Source organism: Pseudochrobactrum sp. B5 (genome assembly GCF_001939785.1).
GTDB lineage: Bacteria > Pseudomonadota > Alphaproteobacteria > Rhizobiales > Rhizobiaceae > Pseudochrobactrum > Pseudochrobactrum saccharolyticum.
This window is the reverse complement of record NZ_MOYL01000006.1, coordinates 89910-110568: the sequence shown is the minus strand read 5'-3', so window position 1 is coordinate 110568 and position 20659 is coordinate 89910. Positions and strand designations below refer to the sequence as shown.

15 protein-coding genes are annotated in these 20659 nt (G+C 52.7%); 7 read left to right on the top strand and 8 right to left on the bottom strand.

The window, feature by feature from the left end; translation table 11 throughout:
* The first annotated feature begins 55 nt into the window (after positions 1-55).
* The gene (locus BKD14_RS16190) at positions 56-748 is read left to right on the top strand and encodes a YggS family pyridoxal phosphate-dependent enzyme (protein WP_075657251.1); all 693 of its coding nucleotides are present in this window, start codon (positions 56-58) and stop codon (positions 746-748) included.
* Positions 749-1051: 303 nt separating this feature from the next.
* Positions 1052-3007: an acetate--CoA ligase gene (gene acs, locus BKD14_RS16185; protein ID WP_022709886.1), complete on the top strand. Its 1956-nt coding sequence runs from the start codon at positions 1052-1054 to the stop codon at positions 3005-3007.
* A 17-nt stretch (positions 3008-3024) separates the two neighbouring features.
* On the opposite strand, the gene BKD14_RS16180 is transcribed toward acs, so the two are convergent.
* Positions 3025-3903 carry an NAD-dependent epimerase/dehydratase family protein gene (locus BKD14_RS16180; protein WP_075657250.1) on the bottom strand — a complete coding sequence of 293 codons (879 nt, stop codon included), beginning with the start codon at positions 3901-3903 and terminating at the stop codon, positions 3025-3027.
* An 89-nt stretch (positions 3904-3992) separates the two neighbouring features.
* Here BKD14_RS16180 and BKD14_RS16175 point away from each other — a divergent pair, with 89 nt between their 5' ends.
* Entirely contained in the window at positions 3993-4445 is a 453-nt protein-coding gene (locus BKD14_RS16175; RefSeq protein WP_075657249.1) for a GNAT family N-acetyltransferase, read from the top strand.
* Positions 4446-4463: 18 nt separating this feature from the next.
* Here BKD14_RS16175 and BKD14_RS16170 read toward each other — a convergent pair whose 3' ends face one another.
* Positions 4464-4715, bottom strand: a complete 252-nt coding sequence (locus BKD14_RS16170; RefSeq protein ID WP_022709884.1) for a DUF1674 domain-containing protein — start codon at positions 4713-4715, stop codon at positions 4464-4466.
* A gap of 149 nt (positions 4716-4864) precedes the next feature.
* On the opposite strand from BKD14_RS16170, the gene htpX reads away from it, so the two are divergent.
* The 4 genes from htpX to purH all read left to right on the top strand — a co-directional run bounded on the left by htpX (position 4865) and on the right by purH (position 11114).
* Complete coding sequence (gene htpX, locus BKD14_RS16165; RefSeq protein WP_075657248.1) at positions 4865-5905, top strand: zinc metalloprotease HtpX; 1041 nt, start codon at positions 4865-4867, stop codon at positions 5903-5905.
* A gap of 140 nt (positions 5906-6045) precedes the next feature.
* On the top strand, positions 6046-7341 hold the full coding sequence (locus BKD14_RS16160; RefSeq protein ID WP_245293671.1) for an RsmB/NOP family class I SAM-dependent RNA methyltransferase: 1296 nt from the start codon (positions 6046-6048) through the stop codon (positions 7339-7341).
* 281 nt (positions 7342-7622) lie between these two features.
* Positions 7623-9350, top strand: a complete 1728-nt coding sequence (locus tag BKD14_RS16155; RefSeq protein WP_022709880.1) for a heparinase II/III family protein — start codon at positions 7623-7625, stop codon at positions 9348-9350.
* 135 nt (positions 9351-9485) lie between these two features.
* Complete coding sequence (gene purH, locus BKD14_RS16150) at positions 9486-11114, top strand: bifunctional phosphoribosylaminoimidazolecarboxamide formyltransferase/IMP cyclohydrolase (protein ID WP_075657246.1); 1629 nt, start codon at positions 9486-9488, stop codon at positions 11112-11114.
* Between the two features lie 46 nt (positions 11115-11160).
* Here purH and BKD14_RS16145 read toward each other — a convergent pair whose 3' ends face one another.
* The 6 genes from BKD14_RS16145 to rpsP all read right to left on the bottom strand — a co-directional run bounded on the left by BKD14_RS16145 (position 11161) and on the right by rpsP (position 20624).
* Positions 11161-12480, bottom strand: coding sequence for an MFS transporter (locus tag BKD14_RS16145; RefSeq protein WP_075657245.1), 1320 nt, complete (start codon positions 12478-12480; stop codon positions 11161-11163).
* Between the two features lie 164 nt (positions 12481-12644).
* On the bottom strand, positions 12645-17423 hold the full coding sequence (locus BKD14_RS16140) for an NAD-glutamate dehydrogenase (protein WP_245293670.1): 4779 nt from the start codon (positions 17421-17423) through the stop codon (positions 12645-12647).
* A gap of 228 nt (positions 17424-17651) precedes the next feature.
* The gene (locus BKD14_RS16135) at positions 17652-18299 is read right to left on the bottom strand and encodes a TPM domain-containing protein (RefSeq protein WP_075657243.1); all 648 of its coding nucleotides are present in this window, start codon (positions 18297-18299) and stop codon (positions 17652-17654) included.
* 12 nt (positions 18300-18311) lie between these two features.
* Entirely contained in the window at positions 18312-19124 is an 813-nt protein-coding gene (locus BKD14_RS16130; RefSeq protein WP_075657354.1) for a YgcG family protein, read from the bottom strand.
* Between the two features lie 129 nt (positions 19125-19253).
* Positions 19254-19883 (bottom strand): LemA family protein, encoded by a 630-nt coding sequence (locus BKD14_RS16125; protein WP_075657242.1) that lies wholly within the window; start codon positions 19881-19883, stop codon positions 19254-19256.
* 321 nt (positions 19884-20204) lie between these two features.
* Positions 20205-20624 carry a 30S ribosomal protein S16 gene (gene rpsP, locus BKD14_RS16120; protein WP_022710765.1) on the bottom strand — a complete coding sequence of 140 codons (420 nt, stop codon included), beginning with the start codon at positions 20622-20624 and terminating at the stop codon, positions 20205-20207.
* Between the last annotated feature and the right edge of the window lie 35 nt (positions 20625-20659).

Genomic DNA, 20659 nt, shown 5'->3' with positions numbered 1-20659 from the left:
GCCAAAGCGTCAACCTTCTCCCATAGTGAAGCGGCAGAAAAAGGAGATTTATACCATGAATGCACTCGCCAGCCCCCTTGCTGACAATCTCAAAGCAGTTTGCACGGCCATTGCGCAAAGTGAACATGAAGCGCAGCGGACAGCAGGTTCGGTGCAGTTGGTTGCGGTTTCCAAGACCTTTGATGCTGCAGAAATCACACCTGCACTGGAAGCGGGACAACGTATTTTCGGTGAAAACCGTGTTCAGGAAGCAGAAGCCAAATGGCCGCTACTGCGTGAGAAATTTTCAGGTGTCGAGCTGCATCTGATAGGTCCGCTGCAATCCAACAAAGCGGCAGACGCTGTAGCCTTGTTCGACGTGATCCAGACCGTTGATCGCGAAAAAATCGCGGCAAGCCTTGCCGGAGAAATCAAGAAACAGAACCGCGCCGTCAAATTATTCGTTCAGGTTAATACCGGCAGTGAAGAGCAAAAAGCGGGTATTGATCCGCGTGAAGCTGTTGCCTTTGTTGCTCGTTGCCGCGATGTGCACGGGTTGAAGATTGCCGGTCTGATGTGCATTCCGCCGGTTGATGAAAATCCGGGCCCGCATTTTGCCCTGCTACGCAAGCTGGCGGCTGAAGCAGGCGTTTCTGAATTATCGATGGGTATGTCAGGTGATTTTGAGACCGCCATTGCTTTCGGCGCGACTTATGTGCGTGTCGGCTCAGCAATTTTCGGCAGCCGTCCGCCTTTAACAAAGGCCTGACCAAATCTTCTTTCCAGGCTGTGCAGTTTTTCACTGTAATCTTACAGTACAACAACTTGTCGCAAATAATTGTCTTGCTTCACCCTGTAACAATTATAAACTCCGGCGCAATTCCGACAATTGTGCCGGAGGGATTACGCCGTCATTGAACCCTATGAGGGAACGCTATGGGGCACCCCGACACCAATACGGGAGCAGATCAGACTTTTTGCCTGATTTACGATGCGAACCGCACGCATTAACAATGGTGCGGTTTTTTATGCAATGTGCCGGCAAGGAGGGCCGCCGGCGCGAGGAGGAACTATGTCCGAGAAGAAATATCCGATTTTGCCGGAGGCGAAAGCGCGCGCGCTGATCGACAATGACACCTATCTTTCATGGTACAATGAAAGCATCAGCGACCCTGACGCATTCTGGGGCAAACACGGCAAACGTATTGACTGGTTCACACCTTATACCAAGGTGAAAGATACGTCTTTCGAAGATAACGTCTCTATCCGCTGGTATGAAGACGGCGTCACCAATGTCTCTTATAACTGTATTGACCGTCACTTGGAAAAGCGCGGAGATCAGACCGCGATTATCTGGGAAGGCGACAACCCTTATATCGACAAGAAAATCACCTATCGCGAGTTGCATGAAAATGTCTGCCGCCTTGCCAATGTGATGAAAAAGCACGGCGTGCGCAAAGGCGATCGCGTTACTATCTATCTGCCGATGATTCCGGAAGCAGCCTATGCGATGCTGGCCTGCGCGCGTATCGGTGCTGTGCATTCGATCGTCTTTGCAGGTTTCTCGCCGGAAGCGCTGGCAGGCCGTATAATTGACTGTGAATCCACATTCGTGATCACATCGGATGAGGGTATTCGCGGCGGCAAACCTATTCCGCTGAAAGAAAATACCGATACCGCCATTGATATCGCCGCCAAGCAATATGTTTTTGTAAACAAGGTCTTGGTTGTTCGCCGTACCGGCGGCAAGATCAACTGGGGTCGCGGCCGTGATCTCTGGTATCATCAGGAAGTTGCCAGCGTCGATGCAGTTTGCGAACCGGAGCCGATGAAAGCCGAAGACCCGCTCTTCATCCTTTATACATCCGGCTCCACCGGCAAGCCAAAAGGCGTGCTGCACACCACCGGCGGCTACCTCGTTTATGCTTCGATGACCCATGAATATGTCTTCGATTATCATGAAGGCGATATTTACTGGTGTACAGCGGATGTGGGCTGGGTCACCGGTCACTCCTATATTGTCTACGGTCCGCTCGCCAATGGCGCAACCACGCTGATGTTTGAAGGCGTGCCGAACTTCCCGGATCAGGGACGTTTCTGGGAAGTGGTCGACAAGCATCAGGTCAATATTTTCTATACCGCACCAACAGCAATCCGCGCTCTGATGGGTGCCGGTGATGAATTCGTAACCCGCAATTCCCGTAAATCCCTGCGCCTGCTCGGCTCGGTCGGTGAACCGATCAATCCGGAAGCATGGGAATGGTATTATAATGTGGTCGGCGATCAGACCTGCCCGATTGTTGATACATGGTGGCAGACCGAAACCGGCGGCATTCTGATTACCCCGCTGCCGGGTGCAACCGATCTGAAACCGGGCTCGGCAACCCGTCCGTTCTTCGGCATCAAGCCACAGCTGGTGGACGCGGAAGGTGCTGTGATCGAAGGTGCTGCCGACGGCAATCTCTGCATCACCGATTCATGGCCGGGTCAGATGCGTACCCTTTATGGTGATCACCGCCGCTTCATTGAGGCTTATTTCACCACCTATAAGGGCAAATATTTCACCGGTGACGGCTGCCGCCGTGATGAAGACGGCTATTACTGGATTACCGGCCGCGTCGATGACGTGCTGAATATTTCCGGACACCGCCTCGGTACTGCGGAAATCGAGTCGGCTCTGGTTTCGCATCACTCGGTATCGGAAGCCGCTGTTGTCGGCTATCCGCATCCGATCAAGGGTCAGGGCATCTATTGCTATGTCACGCTGATGACCGGCGAAGCAGAGCATGATGAAGATGCATTGCGCAAAGAACTGACCAAGCATGTGCGCAGTGAAATCGGACCGATTGCAACACCGGATATGATCCAGTTTGCACCGGGTCTGCCAAAGACCCGTTCGGGCAAGATCATGCGCCGAATCTTACGTAAAATTGCGGAAGATGATTTTGGTGCACTCGGCGATACATCAACTCTGGCCGATCCGGCAGTGGTGGATGATCTGATCGAAAAGCGTCAGAACCGCAAGTAATAGAATAAAAGGCCGGTTCAACCGGCCTTTTTATTTATATAGGCATCGGCCATTGCGGTCATATCCGGCTGGCCGTCATGATAAGCAAAACCAGCGGCCTCCAGATCACTGCCATCAATAATCAGATCTTCAAAAAGCTGCTCATACATGGCTTTTTTACCTAAGAATGTCAGCCCTGCTTTCATCAGCGGGCGCGGCACCGGCACCATTCTGTTCGCTTTACCCATTGCCTGCCGCAACCTTGTGACAAGCTGTTTTGTCGATAGCAAAACCGGATCAGCCAGATGGAAAATCCGGCGGTCAATTTGTGACTGACCGGCCAGAGCCATAAATTCCAGTGCCCGCACCACATTATTACAAGAAACAAAACTGCGCTGATTATTGGCACAGCCAAAGGGCAGAGGCACAGCACTGTCGCAGAGCTTCAATAGCAGGCGCAGATTACCGGGGGCACCGGCACCATAAACCAGCGCAGGCCGTGCAATACCAATCTCAATGCCCTGCATTTTCAAAAGCCCTTGTTCCGCCAGCGCTTTTGTATGCCCGTAATCAGACAGCGGACGATAGGACAAATCTGTTGTCAGTGGTGACGGATGCCCCGCAACCACATTAATTGTCGAAACAAAGATGAAACGCTTCACCCCCGCCATGCGTGCCTGTTCAGCCAATGCCAAAACCAGCCGGTGATTAACCGCATCCATCTCTGCGGGGTCGGCATCATTACTTCCGCTTCTGTGCGCAATGCCTGCACAATGGATGACACATTCTATACCGGAAAAATCAGGTTCACTCAGCTCATGACGAGCAATAATCCTCACTTCATGCGCCTGTTCGCGCAGATGCATGACAAGCCTGCGCCCGATAAACCCGCCTGCACCGGTAACCGCAATTTTCATCTGTCAAACCCGTATTTGAAATACCTGTTTTCCTGATAGCAATGCTCTGGCAATAATCATACCGCTTTGCAGCCAAATGAGACCGGATCATGCATTTTCACTTCAGCCCCGCACGTTCAGAAGATTTCAGCAGATTATTGGAGCTGCGCCTGCTCACCATGCGGGAAAGCCTTGAACGGATCGGCCGTTTTGACCCGCAGCGGGCGTTTGAACGTTTTCAAAACAGCTTCCGCCCGCAGCACACACGCTTAATCTTGATAGGCAACCAGTTCGCCGGATGTGTTGCGCTGGGGCCTGACGAAGACGACTGGCTTCTGGAGCATTTTTATATAGCGCCGGAATTTCAGGGAATTGGCTTAGGGAGCCTTGTTTTAGCGCAACTGATTACCGAAGCTGAACAGGCGAAGAAAATTATAAAGCTCAGTGTCTTACAAAGAAGCGATGCTGCACGATTTTATGAAAAACACGGCTTTCACAAAACCGGCGAGGATGAATGGGACATTTACTATACCCGCCTCCCCGCCATTTCACGTGAATCATAGAAAAGGAAAAATCCGCCTTTAAAAATCAATCGTGCGGCCTTTGATTTCCCAATCACCATAGCGCGCCGGATCTTTGCCGCCACGACCACCGATTTCTTTTGCCGCTTCTGCCTGCTGTTCTGCGGCGCGGCGCTCTTCAGCCTCCAGCAAAGCACGCTGGGCGGCAGGTGGCAGGTCTTCAAACTTTTTGCGCGGTGCAGGAGCATCAGATTTCTGATAATCTGCCAATGAAACCACATTATTATTCGCTGATGGTGTTTCATTATCCATGGGTTTTGTCCTGTCCGTCTGCAGCATATATCAAATTAAGTTTTAACAGTGCTATCATAGCCCGTGTCTTATTGAAGATATAGTCTGCAAGCCCCATTTTATCATCACATGAAAATGACCTTATTGACGAACCGGAACGGAGATACTGAATGAACATGATGCGTACTGCCATGCTGATTGCCTTCATGACAGCCATGTTTATGAGTATCGGTTATCTGATCGGCGGCTCAGGCGGCATGATGATTGCTCTGGTGATAGCTGTTGCCATGAACTTCTTCAGCTACTGGAATTCCGACAAGATGGTGCTGCGTATGTATAATGCGCAGGAGGCGGATGAAAATACTGCACCGGAATATTACCGCATCGTCCGTGAATTGTCGGATCGCGCCGGTCTGCCAACACCTAGAATCTATGTCATCAACGAAGATCAGCCCAATGCTTTTGCTACCGGCCGTAATCCGGAAAATGCAGCTGTTGCTGCCACAACCGGCCTTTTGCAGCGCCTGAACAAGCAGGAAGTTGCTGCCGTTATGGCACATGAACTGGCGCATGTGCAAAACCGCGACACGCTGACCATGACAATCACCGCGACGCTTGCCGGTGCGATTTCCATGCTCGGCAATTTCGCTATGTTCTTTGGCGGCAATCGTGAAAACAACAATGCTCTGAGCATGATCGGCACAATCATCGCGATGATTGTTGCACCGTTTGCGGCCATGATTGTGCAGATGGCCGTTAGCCGTACCCGTGAATATGCTGCCGACCGGCGTGGCGCCGAAATCTGCGGCAACCCGCTCTGGCTGGCCTCGGCTTTGAACAAGATTGCACGCGGTGCCCATGAAACTGTGAATGAAGAGGCGGAGCATAATCCGGCAACCGCGCATATGTTTATTATCAATCCTTTGAGCGGCCGCGGCGCGGATAATCTGTTCTCCACCCACCCTGATACGGCAAACCGTATTGCCGCTCTGGAGGGCATTGCGCAGGAAATGGGCATTAATTCTGTCTATGATAATACAGATAATGGTTTTCAGAACCGTCAGTCTGGTGCATATAGCCCGACAAATAACCAATCACAGAACCGCCCGCGCAGCACACCGTCACGGAATAATCCGTGGGGGCAAACGCCGCAGAGTGGTTCATCACCGGATGATGAGCCGGAAAAACCCTATAAAGGACCGTGGTCTTGAACGATAAAAACCCTGCCGCAAAACGCACCGGCTTTCGCTCAGATAAAAAGCCGTTTGATAAGCAGAGTCAAAATCAGGATCATAATCTTGGTCAGTCCGAGGCCGAATATCGCGCAAAGCTTGAAGCAGAGCATCCGGGGCTGAATGTGCGCCAATGCGCTGCCAAACTGCTCAATGCCGTGGTTGCCAAAAACACATCGCTGGACGGCCTCACGGACGCGCATCACGGTCACCCGCAATATATGGAACTGGATGACCGCGACCGTTCGCTTGTGCGCGCTATTCTCGGCACCGCCTTGCGCAATCGCAACACCATTGAAACAGCCTTGTGCAAGCTGCTCGACCGTCCGCTGCCTGCCAATGCGACTGCCTTGCAGCAATTGCTTCATATCGGTGCTGCACAGATCCTCTATCTCGACGTGCCGGATCATGCAGCCGTTGATCTGGCTGTAACTTCCGCCAATATTGATCCGCGCAACCGCAAATATGCCAGCCTCGTCAATGCCGTGCTGCGCCGCCTCACCCGCAATAAAGAACGCGCTATCGAGCTGAAAATTCCGAATGGCCCTGAATGGTATATTGAAGGCCTGACTAAAACCTATGGCAAGAAACAGGCCGAAGCCATTCTGGCGATGCAGGCCTATGAACCATCCATTGATCTGACGGTTAAAAACAATCCGGCCGAATGGGCAGAAAAACTCGGCGGCACGCTGCTGCCAAACGGTTCTGTACGTCTTGGTTCTTTTGAAGGTGCCCTCACCTCGCTGGAAGGTTTTGCGGAAGGCGAATGGTGGGTGCAGGATGCGGCAGCAAGCCTGCCTGCCACATTGCTCGGTGATATCAAAGGCAAACGCGTGGCTGACCTCTGCGCCGCACCCGGCGGCAAAACTGCCCAGCTGATTATGGCCGGTGCCCATGTCACCGCATTCGATATCAATAAGAACCGCCTCAAGCGTCTCAAAAGCAATCTCGACCGTCTGCAACTGGACGCAGAGCTGATCGCGACCAATATTCTCGATTATCAAACGGACGAGTTGTTTGACGCCATTCTGCTGGATGCGCCTTGCTCATCCACCGGCACAGTGCGCCGCCATCCGGATGTACTCTGGACAAAAACACCGGATGATATTGTCCGGCTGGCACAGGTACAGGCCAAACTTCTTCGTCATGCCATTTCTCTGGTCAAACCGGACGGCATTATTGTCTTCTCCAATTGCTCGCTTAACCGCGAGGAAGGTGAAGATATGGCGCAGGCTATTCTTGCAGAAGGCGTGCTGAAATCCGAACCATTCAAGGTGCAAGAACTGAAGGGCATGGAACCGCTGATTACAGATCAGGGCTTCCTGCGTTCAACGCCTGCTGATTTGCCTCATGATGAGCCAAAAATGGCCGGTCTTGACGGTTTCTTTGCTGCACGCTTCCGTCGTCCGGCCTGAAAACCAACCAATAACTTATCTGTTTCTTAAAAAAACATGCCGATCCACATCATTCCGCAGCTCTTGGTTAACAAAGAGTTCACTATTGCCGTGGAATGATAGATCATAGCGCATGAATAACGAAGCATATCGCCACCGGATTTATCCATGCGACATGCTCTAGAGCGTGTCGCGTTTAATCGTAGCCACTGCGTTCGCTCTAGATTCTGTTAATTGTCGCATGTTCGCGGTAGCTCAAATGCATTCATTTGAGCGCGACATGCTCTAAGGAGTACCCTGCCGTGAATGTCGCGCTGAGCGAAACCCCGCATCTGTGGACACTGGCCGTTGCCCAAGGCTGGCGACGTTTCAGCAGACGTGTGCGGCGCGGGCCGATGTTTCGCTGGCGCTTTTCCGGCTTTACACCGGAACGGGTGCTGATTGCCCCGCCGGATTTGCGCGTTGCCGATCCACAGCTGGCACAGGAATTTTATCACGGCCGCTATGCGCTGGCCGGTCGTCTGGTGGAAACCGGCGGCATCTCCCCTTTTGCCATTGAACCACCAACGGATGCATGGGAAGCCTCGCTGCATTCCTTTGGCTGGCTTCGCAATATGCGTGCTGCCGGAACCGAACTGGCTATGGTCAATGCCCGCGCTCTGGTCGAAGACTGGATCCGTATGCATGGCAAGCGCATTGAAGGCATTGCCTGGTCGCCGGAAATTACCGCGCAGCGTATTATCGCCTGGCTCCAGCATTCCAACATCATCCTTGCCACCTCCGATCTCGCCACCTATCGCAAATTCATGCGCTCGCTGGCGATGCAAGTACGCTATTTGCGCACCATGACCGGTGTGATGGATGATGGTGAAGACAAATTACGCGCACGTATTGCACTGGCTTTTGCCAGTCTTGCACTGCCGGTCTCGCAATCCATGGCGCGTTCGGCACGCCGCCATCTTGAATATGAGCTGAACCGGCAGATACTGGCCGATGGCGGCCATATTTCGCGCAATCCTGCCGCCATTCTGGAATTGCTGGCCGATCTGCTGCCACTGCGCCAGACCTATAGCAACGGCAATGAATCGCCGCCCAAAGCTCTGATTGAAACCGTTGAGCGGATGTTGCCAGCCTTGCGTTTCTTCCGTCATCAGGATGGCAGTCTGGCATTGTTCAATGGCGTGGGGCCTACCTTGCCGGAGCGTCTGATTTCCGTGTTGCGCCATGATGAAACGGATGGCGCGCCGCTCACTCATGCGCCGCATTCCGGCTATGAGCGCTTACATATGGGCTCGACCACAATCATTGCGGATACAGGGTTGCCGCCACCGGTCACCGCATCACGCGATGCCCATGCCGGTTGTCTGGCATTTGAAATGTCCTCCGGCCGTCAACGCTATATTGTCAATTCCGGTATCGACCGTTACGGCCCGCCGGAATTCCGGCCGCTTGGCCGCACCACAGCGGCCCATTCCACGGCGACGATCAACGACACGTCTTCGTGCCGTTTCAGCCTCAATTCCAGCATTTCCAGCGTTCTAGGCACGCCGATTATTGCAGGCCCGACCAGCGTCAGACGTCAACGGCTGGAAGGCATGGGCGAACAGGGTTTTGTTGCCAGTCATGACGGTTATGTGCGACTGTTCGGCTATACCCATGAGCGGCAGGTTGTGCTGTCTCATAATGGCAGTCTGATTGAAGGTGTTGACCGCTTTATCAAGTCGCATCTGAAAACCACGCGCAGTGGTAAAAACAAACAGCAATCCGATCTGGTGACAGTGCGCTTTCATATTCATCCGCAGGTCTATATCCGCATGGATGAAGACGGTGTGGTGCATCTGACCGCCGATCACGATGACAGCTGGGCATTTTCCTGTGCCGATGTCATGCCGCAGCTTGAAGATTCCATCTTCTTCGCCGGTTTCCGTGGCCCTGTGCGCTCGCGCCAGATCGTGCTGACCTTCTCTGCGACAGAGAGTGACCATGTCAGCTGGCGCTTTACCCGCACCGGTCTCGGTCAGTATGTATGAATGTCATAAAAATCTAGGATTCCTCGCGCGCCTGTGATACGCCGCCTTTGTCCCACTTTACCGGATTGATGTATGTGACGGGTAATCAGATCCGTCCAGACGCATTGTCCCGACATAAAGCACAAAGAGACCGTCATGGCTGTCAGCTCCAAACATATTCCCGCTCCTGATCTTTTCCCTGTGCGCCGCGCACTGCTTTCCGTATCGGATAAAACCGGTCTGGTAGACTTTGCCCGCGCTTTGCACGCAAAGGGCGTTGAGCTTCTGTCCACCGGCGGTACCGCCAAATCCATCGCAGCAGCCGGTATTCCGGTGCGCGACGTTTCGGAAATTACCAATTTCCCTGAGATCATGGATGGCCGCGTCAAGACATTGCACCCGGGCGTTCACGGCGGTCTGCTCGCTGTGCGTAATGATCCGGAACATGTTGCGGCGATGGAAGCCCACAATATTACCGGCATCGATCTGGTAGTAATCAATCTCTATCCGTTTGAAGAAGTGCGCTATCAGGGCAGTGATTACGACACCACCGTTGAGAATATCGATATCGGCGGCCCTGCGATGATCCGCGCTTCGGCCAAAAACCATGCTTATGTGACCATTGTCACCGATCCAAACGATTATGACAGCGTTGTTGCTGAGCTGGAAACCGGCAATGGTTCCCTGCCTTATGCCTTCCGTCAGCGCATGGCCGGTAAAGCCTTTGCCCGTACCGCTGCTTATGATGCCGCAATTTCCGGCTGGTTTGCTGAAACCACAAAAGAAGAAGCACCACTGCACCGTGCACTCGCCGGTAAACTGCATTCCGTAATGCGCTATGGTGAAAACCCGCACCAGCAGGCAGGCTTCTATCTGACCGGTGAAACCCGCGCCGGTGTGGCCACTGCCACCCAGCTTCAGGGCAAGCAGCTTTCCTACAACAATATCAATGACACCGATGCAGCATATGAGCTAGTAGCAGAATTTGATCCGGCGAAGGTCGCAGCCGTTGCCATCATCAAACACGCCAATCCATGCGGTGTAGCTGAAGGCACATCGCTGAAAGAGGCTTATCTCAAGGCCTATGCCTGCGATACAGTTTCAGCCTTCGGTGGTATTGTCGCTCTCAACCGTACACTGGATGCGGAAGCTGCTGAGGAAATCGTCAAGATTTTCACTGAAGTGATTATCGCACCGGACGCGACACCGGAAGCACAGGCCATAGTTGCCGCCAAGAAAAACCTGCGTTTGCTCGTTACCGGCGGTCTGCCGGATGTCCGCGCACCGGGCATTGCCGCTAAAACCGTTGCTGGTGGCCTGCTGATCCAGAACCGTGACAATGGCAATGTTGATGATCTCGACCTTAAAGTCGTGACCAAACGCGCGCCAACCGAACAGGAAATGATTGACCTGAAATTTGCCTTCCGTGTTGCCAAACACGTCAAGTCCAATGCGATTGTCTATGTTAAAGACGGCGCAACTGTTGGCGTTGGCGCAGGCCAGATGAGCCGCATCGACTCTTCCCGTATTGCAGCACGCAAGGCAGAAGATGCAGCAGCCGTTGCCGCCAATGGGGGTATTGGGGGTGAACCACTGACCAAAGGCTCAGTTGTAGCCTCTGATGCGTTCTTCCCGTTTGCTGATGGTCTGATCTCGGCGATTGAAGCCGGTGCCACAGCGGTTATCCAGCCGGGTGGTTCTATGCGTGATGATGAAGTGATTGCAGCGGCTGATGCAGCAGGCATTGCCATGGTCTTTACCGGCATGCGCCACTTCCGCCACTAACAGGCATACTCAAATAAAAAAGGCGGCTTTTCAGCCGCCTTTTTTATTATTCTGATTTTGCCGGATAAGGCGTTCTGACCGCCAGATATAAACCAGCCACGAAGAACAGTACCAGCACTGCAATGCCAAGGCGCGGTGAGCCACTGGCTGCTGTCATGCTCGCCACCAGAAACGGTGCCAGAAAACTGGTTGCCCTGCCCGCCAGCGCATAAATACCGAAATAGCGCCCTGCTTCATGCGGCTCGACACTGCGGGCAAACCACGAACGGGAAGACGCCTGCACCGGCCCGAAAGCGATGCCAATCAGCATACCGAAAGCCAGATAAGCTTTCTCCCCGCCGGAAGAAAACAGCCCCGTATTACTGTCCGGCGGGAAATGCACCAGACCATAAAGCGTATAATCCGGCCCCGTGGACACAATACCCAATGTGGCGATCAGCAACAGCACCAATGAGACAACAACCACCCATTTGGAGCCGAACCAACTATCAACATAGCTGGCAAACCAGCAACCGAAAATCGCCACGACATTAAGGATGATACCAAACAAACCAATCTCAGTGATCGACCAGCCGAACATGGCCGCAGCAAAACCGCCGCCCAGCGCCAGCAATGCATTTACACCGTCCTGATAGATCATCCGCGCGATCAGAAAACGGAACAGAGCCGCCTTTTTGCGCACTTCATGCAGCGTTTCTTTCAGCTCTGCCAGACCTTCGCCAATGGCTGCTTTCAGCCCCATGCCCTTTTCCTGATCCGGCGTGAAGATAAACATCGGCAGAATGAAAATCAGATACCATAGCGCTGCAATCGGCCCTGTGATACGAGCATCCTCACCTTTCAGTGCATCCAGATGCCAGAGTGGTTCAATGCCGATCAGCGTTTTTCCGGTTTCCGGCGAGGCTGCCAGACAGGTGACAACAAAGATCAGCACGATCATTCCGGCGAGATAACCCAGCCCCCATGCAAAATTCGACACCCGCCCGATATGCGAGGCTGGAATCAGCCTCGGCATCATGGAATCGTTGAAAACGATAGAAAACTCTGCGGCAACGGAAGCGCAGATAAAGGCCAGCAATACCCAGACATAGCTTGATCCCGGTTCCGCGAACCACAGCAAAGTCAGGCTGATGATTTTGATGACTGCAAAGAAACCGATCCACGGTTTTCTTGCACCGGTTTTATCCGCAATAGAACCCAGTGCCGGAGACAGGATTGCGATGACGATACCGGCAAAAGCCACGCCATAGCCCCATGCCGCCTGCCCTGCCACCGGATCAGCCGACATACGCGAAATAAAATAAGGGCCGAAAATGAAAGTGGTTACGACGGTAAAAAACGGCTGAGCCGCCCAGTCGAAAAACATCCAGCCCCAGATGCCTTTGCTCCACACGCTGTCATGCGTTGGTCGTTCTGCAGACGGATGTGTGATGCTCAAATCACTGCCCTCAATTCATCATTCCAGTTAGTTAAAACAAAAAGGCCGGTGAAATACCACCGGCCTTTTTGAATTTCGCAAAATGAGCAAAATCAGCCCGCAAGATCCGCCATGAAACCGGCTGCCACTGCGAGACGGGAAACACTCAGATCTCCGCCTTCTGTCAGTGCAATCATGCGCTGACGCACACCGTCAATCCGCTCGGCATCGCGGGTCAGCCAGCTCTGTACCGGATCGGCCTCACCTTTAAATTTGGTGAGCGCTTCCATCGTCACAGCACGGGTTGCCTGTGTGATCGTGTCTGTCGCACGCGACAATGCCAGACCATCATAATAATCTGTCACCGGCACCGCAGACGCAGCCTTTTCAATATTGGCGATGCGGAACGCATCAACAATTTTGAAATAAGCCGTCGCAGCGGTCATCAGCTCTGCCTTGCCCTGATAGGCAATCAGCGCAATATCCGCCATCAGCTTAGCCGACTGCAGTCGGGCAAGTTTGCGCGCCAGCGCTTCACCGGCACCTTTAGCGATATATTTTGCCGTATCTGCTGTAATCAGATCAGCAATGAAATCAGGCATCAGCTCTTCGAGCTTCGGCTCCAGCGCCATGCGTGTCCGCTTCACCGCGCTGACCATTTCACTCAAAGTCGCATCAAAGCGGTTATTGCGCAGCACCCATGCGGTGGTTGAGAACAGCATTTCCCCTACCAGCGCATAGAATTCATTCTGCACTTTACCCGGAATCTTATTATCCAGCGCATTGATCGCCTGATAGAGCTGCTCGGTTTCAAAACCATCAGCCACAGCCACATAAGACCGCAGAATTTCTGCCGGTGCCTCAGCTGTCAGATCATTCAGACGACTGATAAATGTTGGCCCGCAACGATTAATCGCATCATTGGACAGGAGCGTTGCAATGATTTCGCGATGCAGACGGTGATGGGTAATGTCCTTGGCAAATCGCTCCTGCATTTCCTGCGGGAAATAGCCGAACAGGCGCGAATGCAGATAGGTATCATCCGGCAGATTGCTAGCGATCAGATCATCGGACAGTACCATTTTGCCATAGGCCAGAAGCACGGCCAGTTCAGGACGGGTCAGCGCCTCTCCGCGTTTCTGGCGGTCTGCGAGCACCTGATCATCCGGCAGATATTCCACCTTGCGATCCAGCAGTTTGCGGCGTTCCAGAGACGACATCATCCGCATCAGATATGGCAGTTCGGATGCACCGCGTTTTTCAACCAGCGACAGAGCCAGTGGTTGCTCATAATTATTATGCAGCACCAGTGCTGCCACTTCATCAGTCATCTGCGCGAGCAGCACGTCGCGTGCTTCACGGGTCAGACGACCATCCTGCAGGCTTGGTGTCAGAGCAATCTTGATATTGACCTCAACGTCCGACGAATTCACGCCGGCCGAATTGTCAATCGCATCCGTATTACAACGACCGCCATTGAGGCTGTATTCAATACGGCCGCGCTGGGTGGCACCCAGATTAGCGCCCTCACCGATCACCTTGGCGCGAACCTCTCGACCGGTAATACGGATCGCATCATTGGCGCGGTCACCGACCTGCGCATCGCTTTCTTCGTTCGCACGAATATAAGTGCCGATACCACCGAACCACAGCAGATCAACCTGCGCACGCAGGATCGCACCGATCACTTCATTCGGGCTTGCGGTCAGTTTGCCCAGACCAATGGCCTCGGCTGCCGCTTCAGAAAGCGTAATCACCTTCTGCGAGCGGCTGAATACACCACCACCGGCAGAGATTTTGGAGCGGTCATAATCCTGCCAGCTGGAGCGCGGCACGTTGAACAGACGCTGACGTTCCGCAAAACCGATATCGGTATCCGGCATCGGATCAATAAAGATGTCGCGATGGTCAAATGCAGCTACCAGTTTGATTTTCGGCGACAGCAACATGCCGTTACCGAATACGTCACCGGACATATCGCCCACACCGGCAACAGTGAATGGCGTGGTCTGGATATCAATATCCATTTCGCGGAAATGACGCTTCACTGCCTCCCATGCGCCACGGGCGGTAATGGCCATTTTCTTATGGTCATAACCGGCTGAACCACCGGAAGCAAAAGCATCATCCAGCCAGAAATGCTGTGCCTGACTGATCGCATTGGCCGTATCGGAGAAAGTGGCTGTGCCCTTATCCGCCGCAACCACGAAATACGGATCATCACTGTCCTGACGGATAACATCGACCGGCGGCACGATCTTGCCTTCGATAATATTATCGGTGATGGAAACCATGGTTGAAATGAAAGTGATATAGGCCGCACGCCCGGCTTCAAATACCGCATTGCGGTCGCCGCCAACCGGCAGACGCTTCGGATAGAAACCGCCCTTGGCACCACCCGGCACGATCACCGCATTCTTTACCTGCTGTGCCTTAACCAGACCCAGCACTTCTGTGCGGTAATCCTGCGCACGGTCAGACCAGCGCAGGCCGCCACGTGCCACAGCGCCAAAGCGCAGGTGAACACCTTCCACTTCCGGCCCGTAGACGAAGATTTCGCGGTAAGGGCGTGGTTCCGGCAGGCCGTCAACAGCACGCGGGTTAAGCTTGATCGCCAGTGTCACCGGCGCATTGCCGTCCTTATCATGCATATAGGCATTGGTGCGCAGAGAAGCTTCAACCAGATTACGGTAACGGCGCAAAATCTGGTCATCATCAATGCTTGATACAGCCTGCAAAGCTGTCTCAATGGCTTCAACAACAGCGCGTTCTTTCACTTCTGTATCCGCCTGTTTTGCCAGTGCCGGATTAAAGCGCAGATCAAACAATGTGTAGAGATGGGCGGCAATGTCCGGGTAACGATTGAGTGCCGCAGCAATAAAGTCCTGCGAATAGGTAATACCGGCCTGCTGCAGATAACGGCCATACATACGCAGGATCATGATCTGACGCGCTGTCAGACGTCCGCTCTGTGCAAGGCCATTATAACCGTCATTATCTGCCTGTCCGCTCCATACAGTGCGGAACACATCATCCAGCAGATCACCATCATCACTAAGATCAACGGCTTTGTCCGATGCGCTGACAATCAGCATATCATGGACATGCACCATGTTCTTGCCGCCGGTAGCCGTCTGTACCGGAAGAGCGAAGGTCTGCTCGCTGATGACACGAAAACCCATATTCTCCAGCAGCGGCACGCGCTGCGACAGCGCCAGTGCCTCACCGAAATGATAGAGTTTCAGGAAAGCCGCCTGCGGTTCCTGTGTGTCATAACGATAAAAATCAACATAAAGCGGATTTTCTTCAGTCAGCGCCTCAATACGTACGGCATCAACAAGCGCTTCGGATTCGTTAAAGGTCTCGCGATAGGATTCCGGAAAACCGGAAGCCAGACTGATCACACGCGGGGCGAAAGTCTGTGAGCTTTCCTCTGCCGCATCACGTACACCATCTTCCCATGTACGGACGAAACTGCGGATCTGCTTTTCCAGAGCCTCGCGAGCCATTTCGCTCACGCTGCCGTCATGGCGGCGGATGATGAACTGAACGCGGGTCACGCCTTTATCAAGGAACACCGGATGGAATTCCACGGATTCGCCGTGATAAACATCCATCAGATAATTGCTGATTGCTTCACGCACCACCGAGTCATAGCGGTCGCGCGGCAGATAGACCAGCACACTGACAAAACGGCTGAAACGGTCAATACGCGGCAGCACACGCACACGCGGACGCTCATCCAATGCCACGATCAGTTCAGCATGATCGGTCAGGGCATCCAGATCAATCTGGAACATGTCATCACGCGGATAATCTTCCAGCACTCGCACCAGAGCCTTGCCGGAATGGTCAGCAGCATTGAAGCCCAGACGACCGATCACCGCTTCCGCTTTACCGCGCAGATAAGGAATCGTGCTCAGGAAAGATGTATAGGCCGTCGAAGTAAACAACCCGACCAGACGCATTTCGCCGGTTACTTTGCCATCTGCATCAAACAGTTTGATACCGATATAGTCGATATATTCGCGGCGATGGACGAGCGAGCGGCTGTTGCCTTTGGTAATCAGCAGGCTTTCAGAGCCTTTGAGGAAGTCCTGTAATTCCTGTGCGATCGAAGCATTATCCTGCCCCTGACGCAAGACGCGGACAGCTTCATCACGCAGAATCCCCAGTGATGGTGCATCAGCCTGAATAAGCGTACCCTGAGCCGCATCGTAACGGAATTCACGCATACCCAGAAATGTAAAATTACCATCGCGCAGCCACTTGAGCAGCGCAATAGCTTCACGACCTTCCGCTGTTTCCGGCAGACCTTTGACAGCGCTGTAAGAGGCAATCACCTCATCAAGACGCGCCAGCATCGGTTTCCAGTCACTGACAGCAGCATAAACCTGCCCCAGCACCATTCCGAGCGCCTGCTCCAGAGCTGTTCTTGCGCTTTCATCCAGTTGCGGCAGATGCAGCTGAATAACACTGACCTGTTCCGTCCCTGCAACGGATTTACCGGAGGTTGCTTCGCCATGAACTTCATAGCTGCTGCCATTAAAGGCAACATTGAGCACCGGATGCACAACCATATAGATCATGCCGGAACGTTCGAGAATTTCCGCCATCGTCGAATCAAGCAGAAACGGCATATTGCGGTTGATCAGAGTTACAACTGTCAGCGGACGGCCGCGACGGCGCAGAATACTGTCATTATCGACGCTGATGACAGGCTTATCGGCCTGATAGCCACCAAGAGCTTTCAAAGCGAGCTTTGCAGCTTCTTCCATATCACCGGCATCATAGGCGGCAATATCTTCCGCCGGTGCCCATTCAAACAACAGCTTGGCGAACTGAGAAGCTACAGGCTCAGAGATATTCTGATAATCGACAACGAATTTGATCTGAGCGGTATGGTCTGTATCGGCACTCACTGTAAAACTCCTCATTATACAGACCGCCTCTGCCTAAATTACCTTCGGCCTGCTCTTTCTCTCAAATAACAAGCAAATTGTGACAAAAGAACCGTTTTTTTCGATTTTTTCACCCGCAAACAAGCAAAAGTGAAATTAAATCGTTCTTAAAAATCATAAACCCGCTGCAAAAATAAAAATCAGCGGTGGATAAAATTCTTATAGTTCCACCAGATGGTCTTCCAGCTCGTTTTTGTCGCCATCCTCTTTAGGAAAATGCTGTGCCAGCAGGTTGCCGGCTTTGGCAATCGACTCAACAAACCCTTCCGCAACACTTCCCTGTGCTGCATGACGACTAAGCGTGGCAACAATCGCATTCCATTCCTGCTGATCGACCCGCTCATTAATCCCTGCATCGGCCACCACTTCCGCATAGCGTTCAGCGAGGGAGACGAATAACAGGATACCCGTGCGTTTATTGGTCAGATGCACATTACGGGCGATAAATTGCTGCAAGGCATTCAAATGTGCCCGCCGGTAGCGCACCCGATGCGGCACCAGCACCATGCGCAATGCAGGTACAAAAGCCAAAAGCGCCACCAGACATATGAAGGCCGCCAGAATAGCCAGTGCGAATTTCGGCAGTGACAGATCAAACCAGTAATAATGCGCCACAAAGGCAGCAATCACTGCCGTGACGATCATACCACAACAGGCAATAAAACCCGCCACATAAAAATAATCATCGCTGCGCTGCGCCAGCACTGCATAAATTTCGCCGCCCGTTTGCGCTTCCGCATCGCGAATGGCAGAGGCAATACGCTGACGGTCTTCCTGAGAAATATGGTTACGCTGAGAATGTGTCATAGCCCTGCCCCTTTACCAGCTGCCCGATGCGCCGCCGCCACCCGATGAACCACCGCCACCGGAAAAGCCGCCACCGCCGGATGAACCGCCGCCAAAGCCACCACCGAAACCACCTCCATAGCCACCGCGTCCTGAAGAACCACCACCGCCGCCGCCCAGTGCAATCGTCACACCCAGCCATTCATAACGGCCGGGGCCGATTTTTCTGCCAAAAACCGGAGCCAGCAAAGTAAAACCAAAACCGCCGAAGAAAATACTGATCCAGAAAATCAGAAAAATGACCTCAATCCAGTCCGTCTGGTCTGCAGCCTCTTTTTGATTGCGTTTTGCACGTGCCTGTAATTCGGCCCCTTCTCCGCGCAGAACCTGCAAAATATCATCGGTACCTTTGGTAATGCCGGTGCCATAGTCGCCATTGCGGAATTCAGGAATGATCGCATTCTGGATAATGATTGCCGAGAGAGCATCCGTTACCGTGCCCTCCAGACCATAGCCGACCTCAATACGCACTTTGCGTTCAGTGGGCGCTACCAGCAGCAAAATACCGTTATTCTCGCTCTTCTGGCCAATACCCCATGCACGATAGAGCCGGTTAGCATAGGTCTCAATATCCATACCATTGAGGCTTGGAACCGTTGCCACCACAATCTGATCGGATGACTCTTTTTCATAGGCGCTGAGTTTGGCAATCAGCTCCTGCTGCTGCGCAAAGGACAGCACCCCCGCCGCATCAACCACACGATCGGTTAAAGCAATAGCCGGTTTATCCGTGCTTTGCGCATAGGCCAGATTTGCAAATGCCAGCAGCAGCACCGCCAGAAACATTTTCAGTGCAAACCGGAAAGCAGCTTGTTCCGGAATGAGACGCAGACCAGCGAGACGGGCAGAAATCATACCATTCTCCTAAATTGCCAGCAAAAGTTGAACGGGCAGGATTTCTCCTGCCCGCTATCATCAGTTGAACTGTACTTTAGGAGCGGCCTGAGAAGCCGGATCAATGGTGAAAGTCGGCATCGGCTCATTGTTCCAGAACCACAATGTCTTCCACAACATGGTCGGCATGGTCTTCAGGCCGGTATTATAAACGCGTACCGCTTCAATATAATCGCGACGTGCCACAGCAATACGGTTTTCCGTGCCTTCCAGCTGTGATTGCAGCGCGAGGAAGTTCTGATTGGCTTTCAGATCAGGATATTTCTCAACCACAACCATCAGACGGGACAGAGCACTGCTCAAATTGGCCTGATTATCCTGAAACTGTTTGAACAATTCCGGATTATTCAGCATTTCCGGAGAAATCTGTGTCTGCGTTGCCTTGGAACGGGCTTCAATCACCGCAGTCAGCGTTTCCTGCTCATGGGCAGCATAGCCTTTAACGGTTTCCACCAGATTAGGAATAAGATCGGTTCGGCGCTGATACTGGTTCAGTACCTCACTCCATGCCGCCTTTGCTTTTTCCTCATTGGTCGGAATAGTGTTGAAACCGCATGCTGCCAGAAGTGGCATGAACATCAATAAAACAAGTGTAAGCAGCGAGCGCAGTTTCAGCGGAACTGTTGTTACAGCAGAAGTCTGACCGGTCATGGATATCTCCTCATCTTGCACAAGTTTCGCGCAGATCATTGATTATAAATAAACCGCAAAATCCCATTTGAAAATACACACTTAATAAATATGAAAAATACAAATAATGCGTAGCTTTTCAAACCGGTATTTCAAAACAAAAAAAATACCGTGCCGCTTTACAGAGGCACGGTATTTTTAATCACGGATATTAACCCGCAAAAACTCTATTTTTATTTAGCGCATTATCCTACGCATCGAAGCGGGAAAAGAAATCAGTCCTGTGAACTGATTTCCCCGCGAAGGCGGTACCCACTTTTGCTGGAAATGCTTTGCTCAGAATTACTCTGCAGCCGGAGCTTCTTCAGCAGGCGCAGCAGCGGCAGCAGCTGCTGCTTCAGCGGCTTCTGCAGCCTTTGCAGCGGCTTCTTCTTCAGCCTGCTTAGCCATTGCCAGACGTTCCTGAGCTTTTTTGCCTGGTACGCCTTTGGTTGGGTTGTTGCCGGCTTCACGCTTGGCAATACCAGCCTGATCGAGGAAGCGCAGAACGCGGTCTGTTGGCTGTGCGCCGTGACCGATCCAATACTGAATGCGTTCTGCATTAACAACAACGCGCTCTTCTTTGTTAGCAAGGGTTGCATTCCATGAACCCAGCTTTTCGATGAAACGGCCGTCGCGTGGTGCGCGAACGTCTGCAACAACGATGTGGTAGTAAGGGCGCTTCTTGGAGCCGGCGCGTGCCAGACGGATTTTCAGGGACATAGTGTTTTCCTTAAAGTTTATGTCGTGTCACTTCA

Bases quoted from the DNA above. Each gene is read 5' to 3' on its own strand.
- BKD14_RS16190 (WP_075657251.1), top strand. From the start codon at position 56: ATGAATGCACTCGCCAGCCCCCTTGCTGACAATCTCAAAGCAGTTTGC.
- acs (WP_022709886.1), top strand. From the start codon at position 1,052: ATGTCCGAGAAGAAATATCCGATTTTGCCGGAGGCGAAAGCGCGCGCG.
- BKD14_RS16180 (WP_075657250.1), bottom strand. From the start codon at position 3,903: ATGAAAATTGCGGTTACCGGTGCAGGCGGGTTTATCGGGCGCAGGCTT.
- BKD14_RS16175 (WP_075657249.1), top strand. From the start codon at position 3,993: ATGCATTTTCACTTCAGCCCCGCACGTTCAGAAGATTTCAGCAGATTA.
- BKD14_RS16170 (WP_022709884.1), bottom strand. From the start codon at position 4,715: ATGGATAATGAAACACCATCAGCGAATAATAATGTGGTTTCATTGGCA.
- htpX (WP_075657248.1), top strand. From the start codon at position 4,865: ATGAACATGATGCGTACTGCCATGCTGATTGCCTTCATGACAGCCATG.
- purH (WP_075657246.1), top strand. From the start codon at position 9,486: ATGGCTGTCAGCTCCAAACATATTCCCGCTCCTGATCTTTTCCCTGTG.
- BKD14_RS16145 (WP_075657245.1), bottom strand. From the start codon at position 12,480: ATGTTTTTCGACTGGGCGGCTCAGCCGTTTTTTACCGTCGTAACCACT.
- BKD14_RS16135 (WP_075657243.1), bottom strand. From the start codon at position 18,299: ATGACACATTCTCAGCGTAACCATATTTCTCAGGAAGACCGTCAGCGT.
- BKD14_RS16130 (WP_075657354.1), bottom strand. From the start codon at position 19,124: ATGTTTCTGGCGGTGCTGCTGCTGGCATTTGCAAATCTGGCCTATGCG.
- BKD14_RS16125 (WP_075657242.1), bottom strand. From the start codon at position 19,883: ATGACCGGTCAGACTTCTGCTGTAACAACAGTTCCGCTGAAACTGCGC.
- rpsP (WP_022710765.1), bottom strand. From the start codon at position 20,624: ATGTCCCTGAAAATCCGTCTGGCACGCGCCGGCTCCAAGAAGCGCCCT.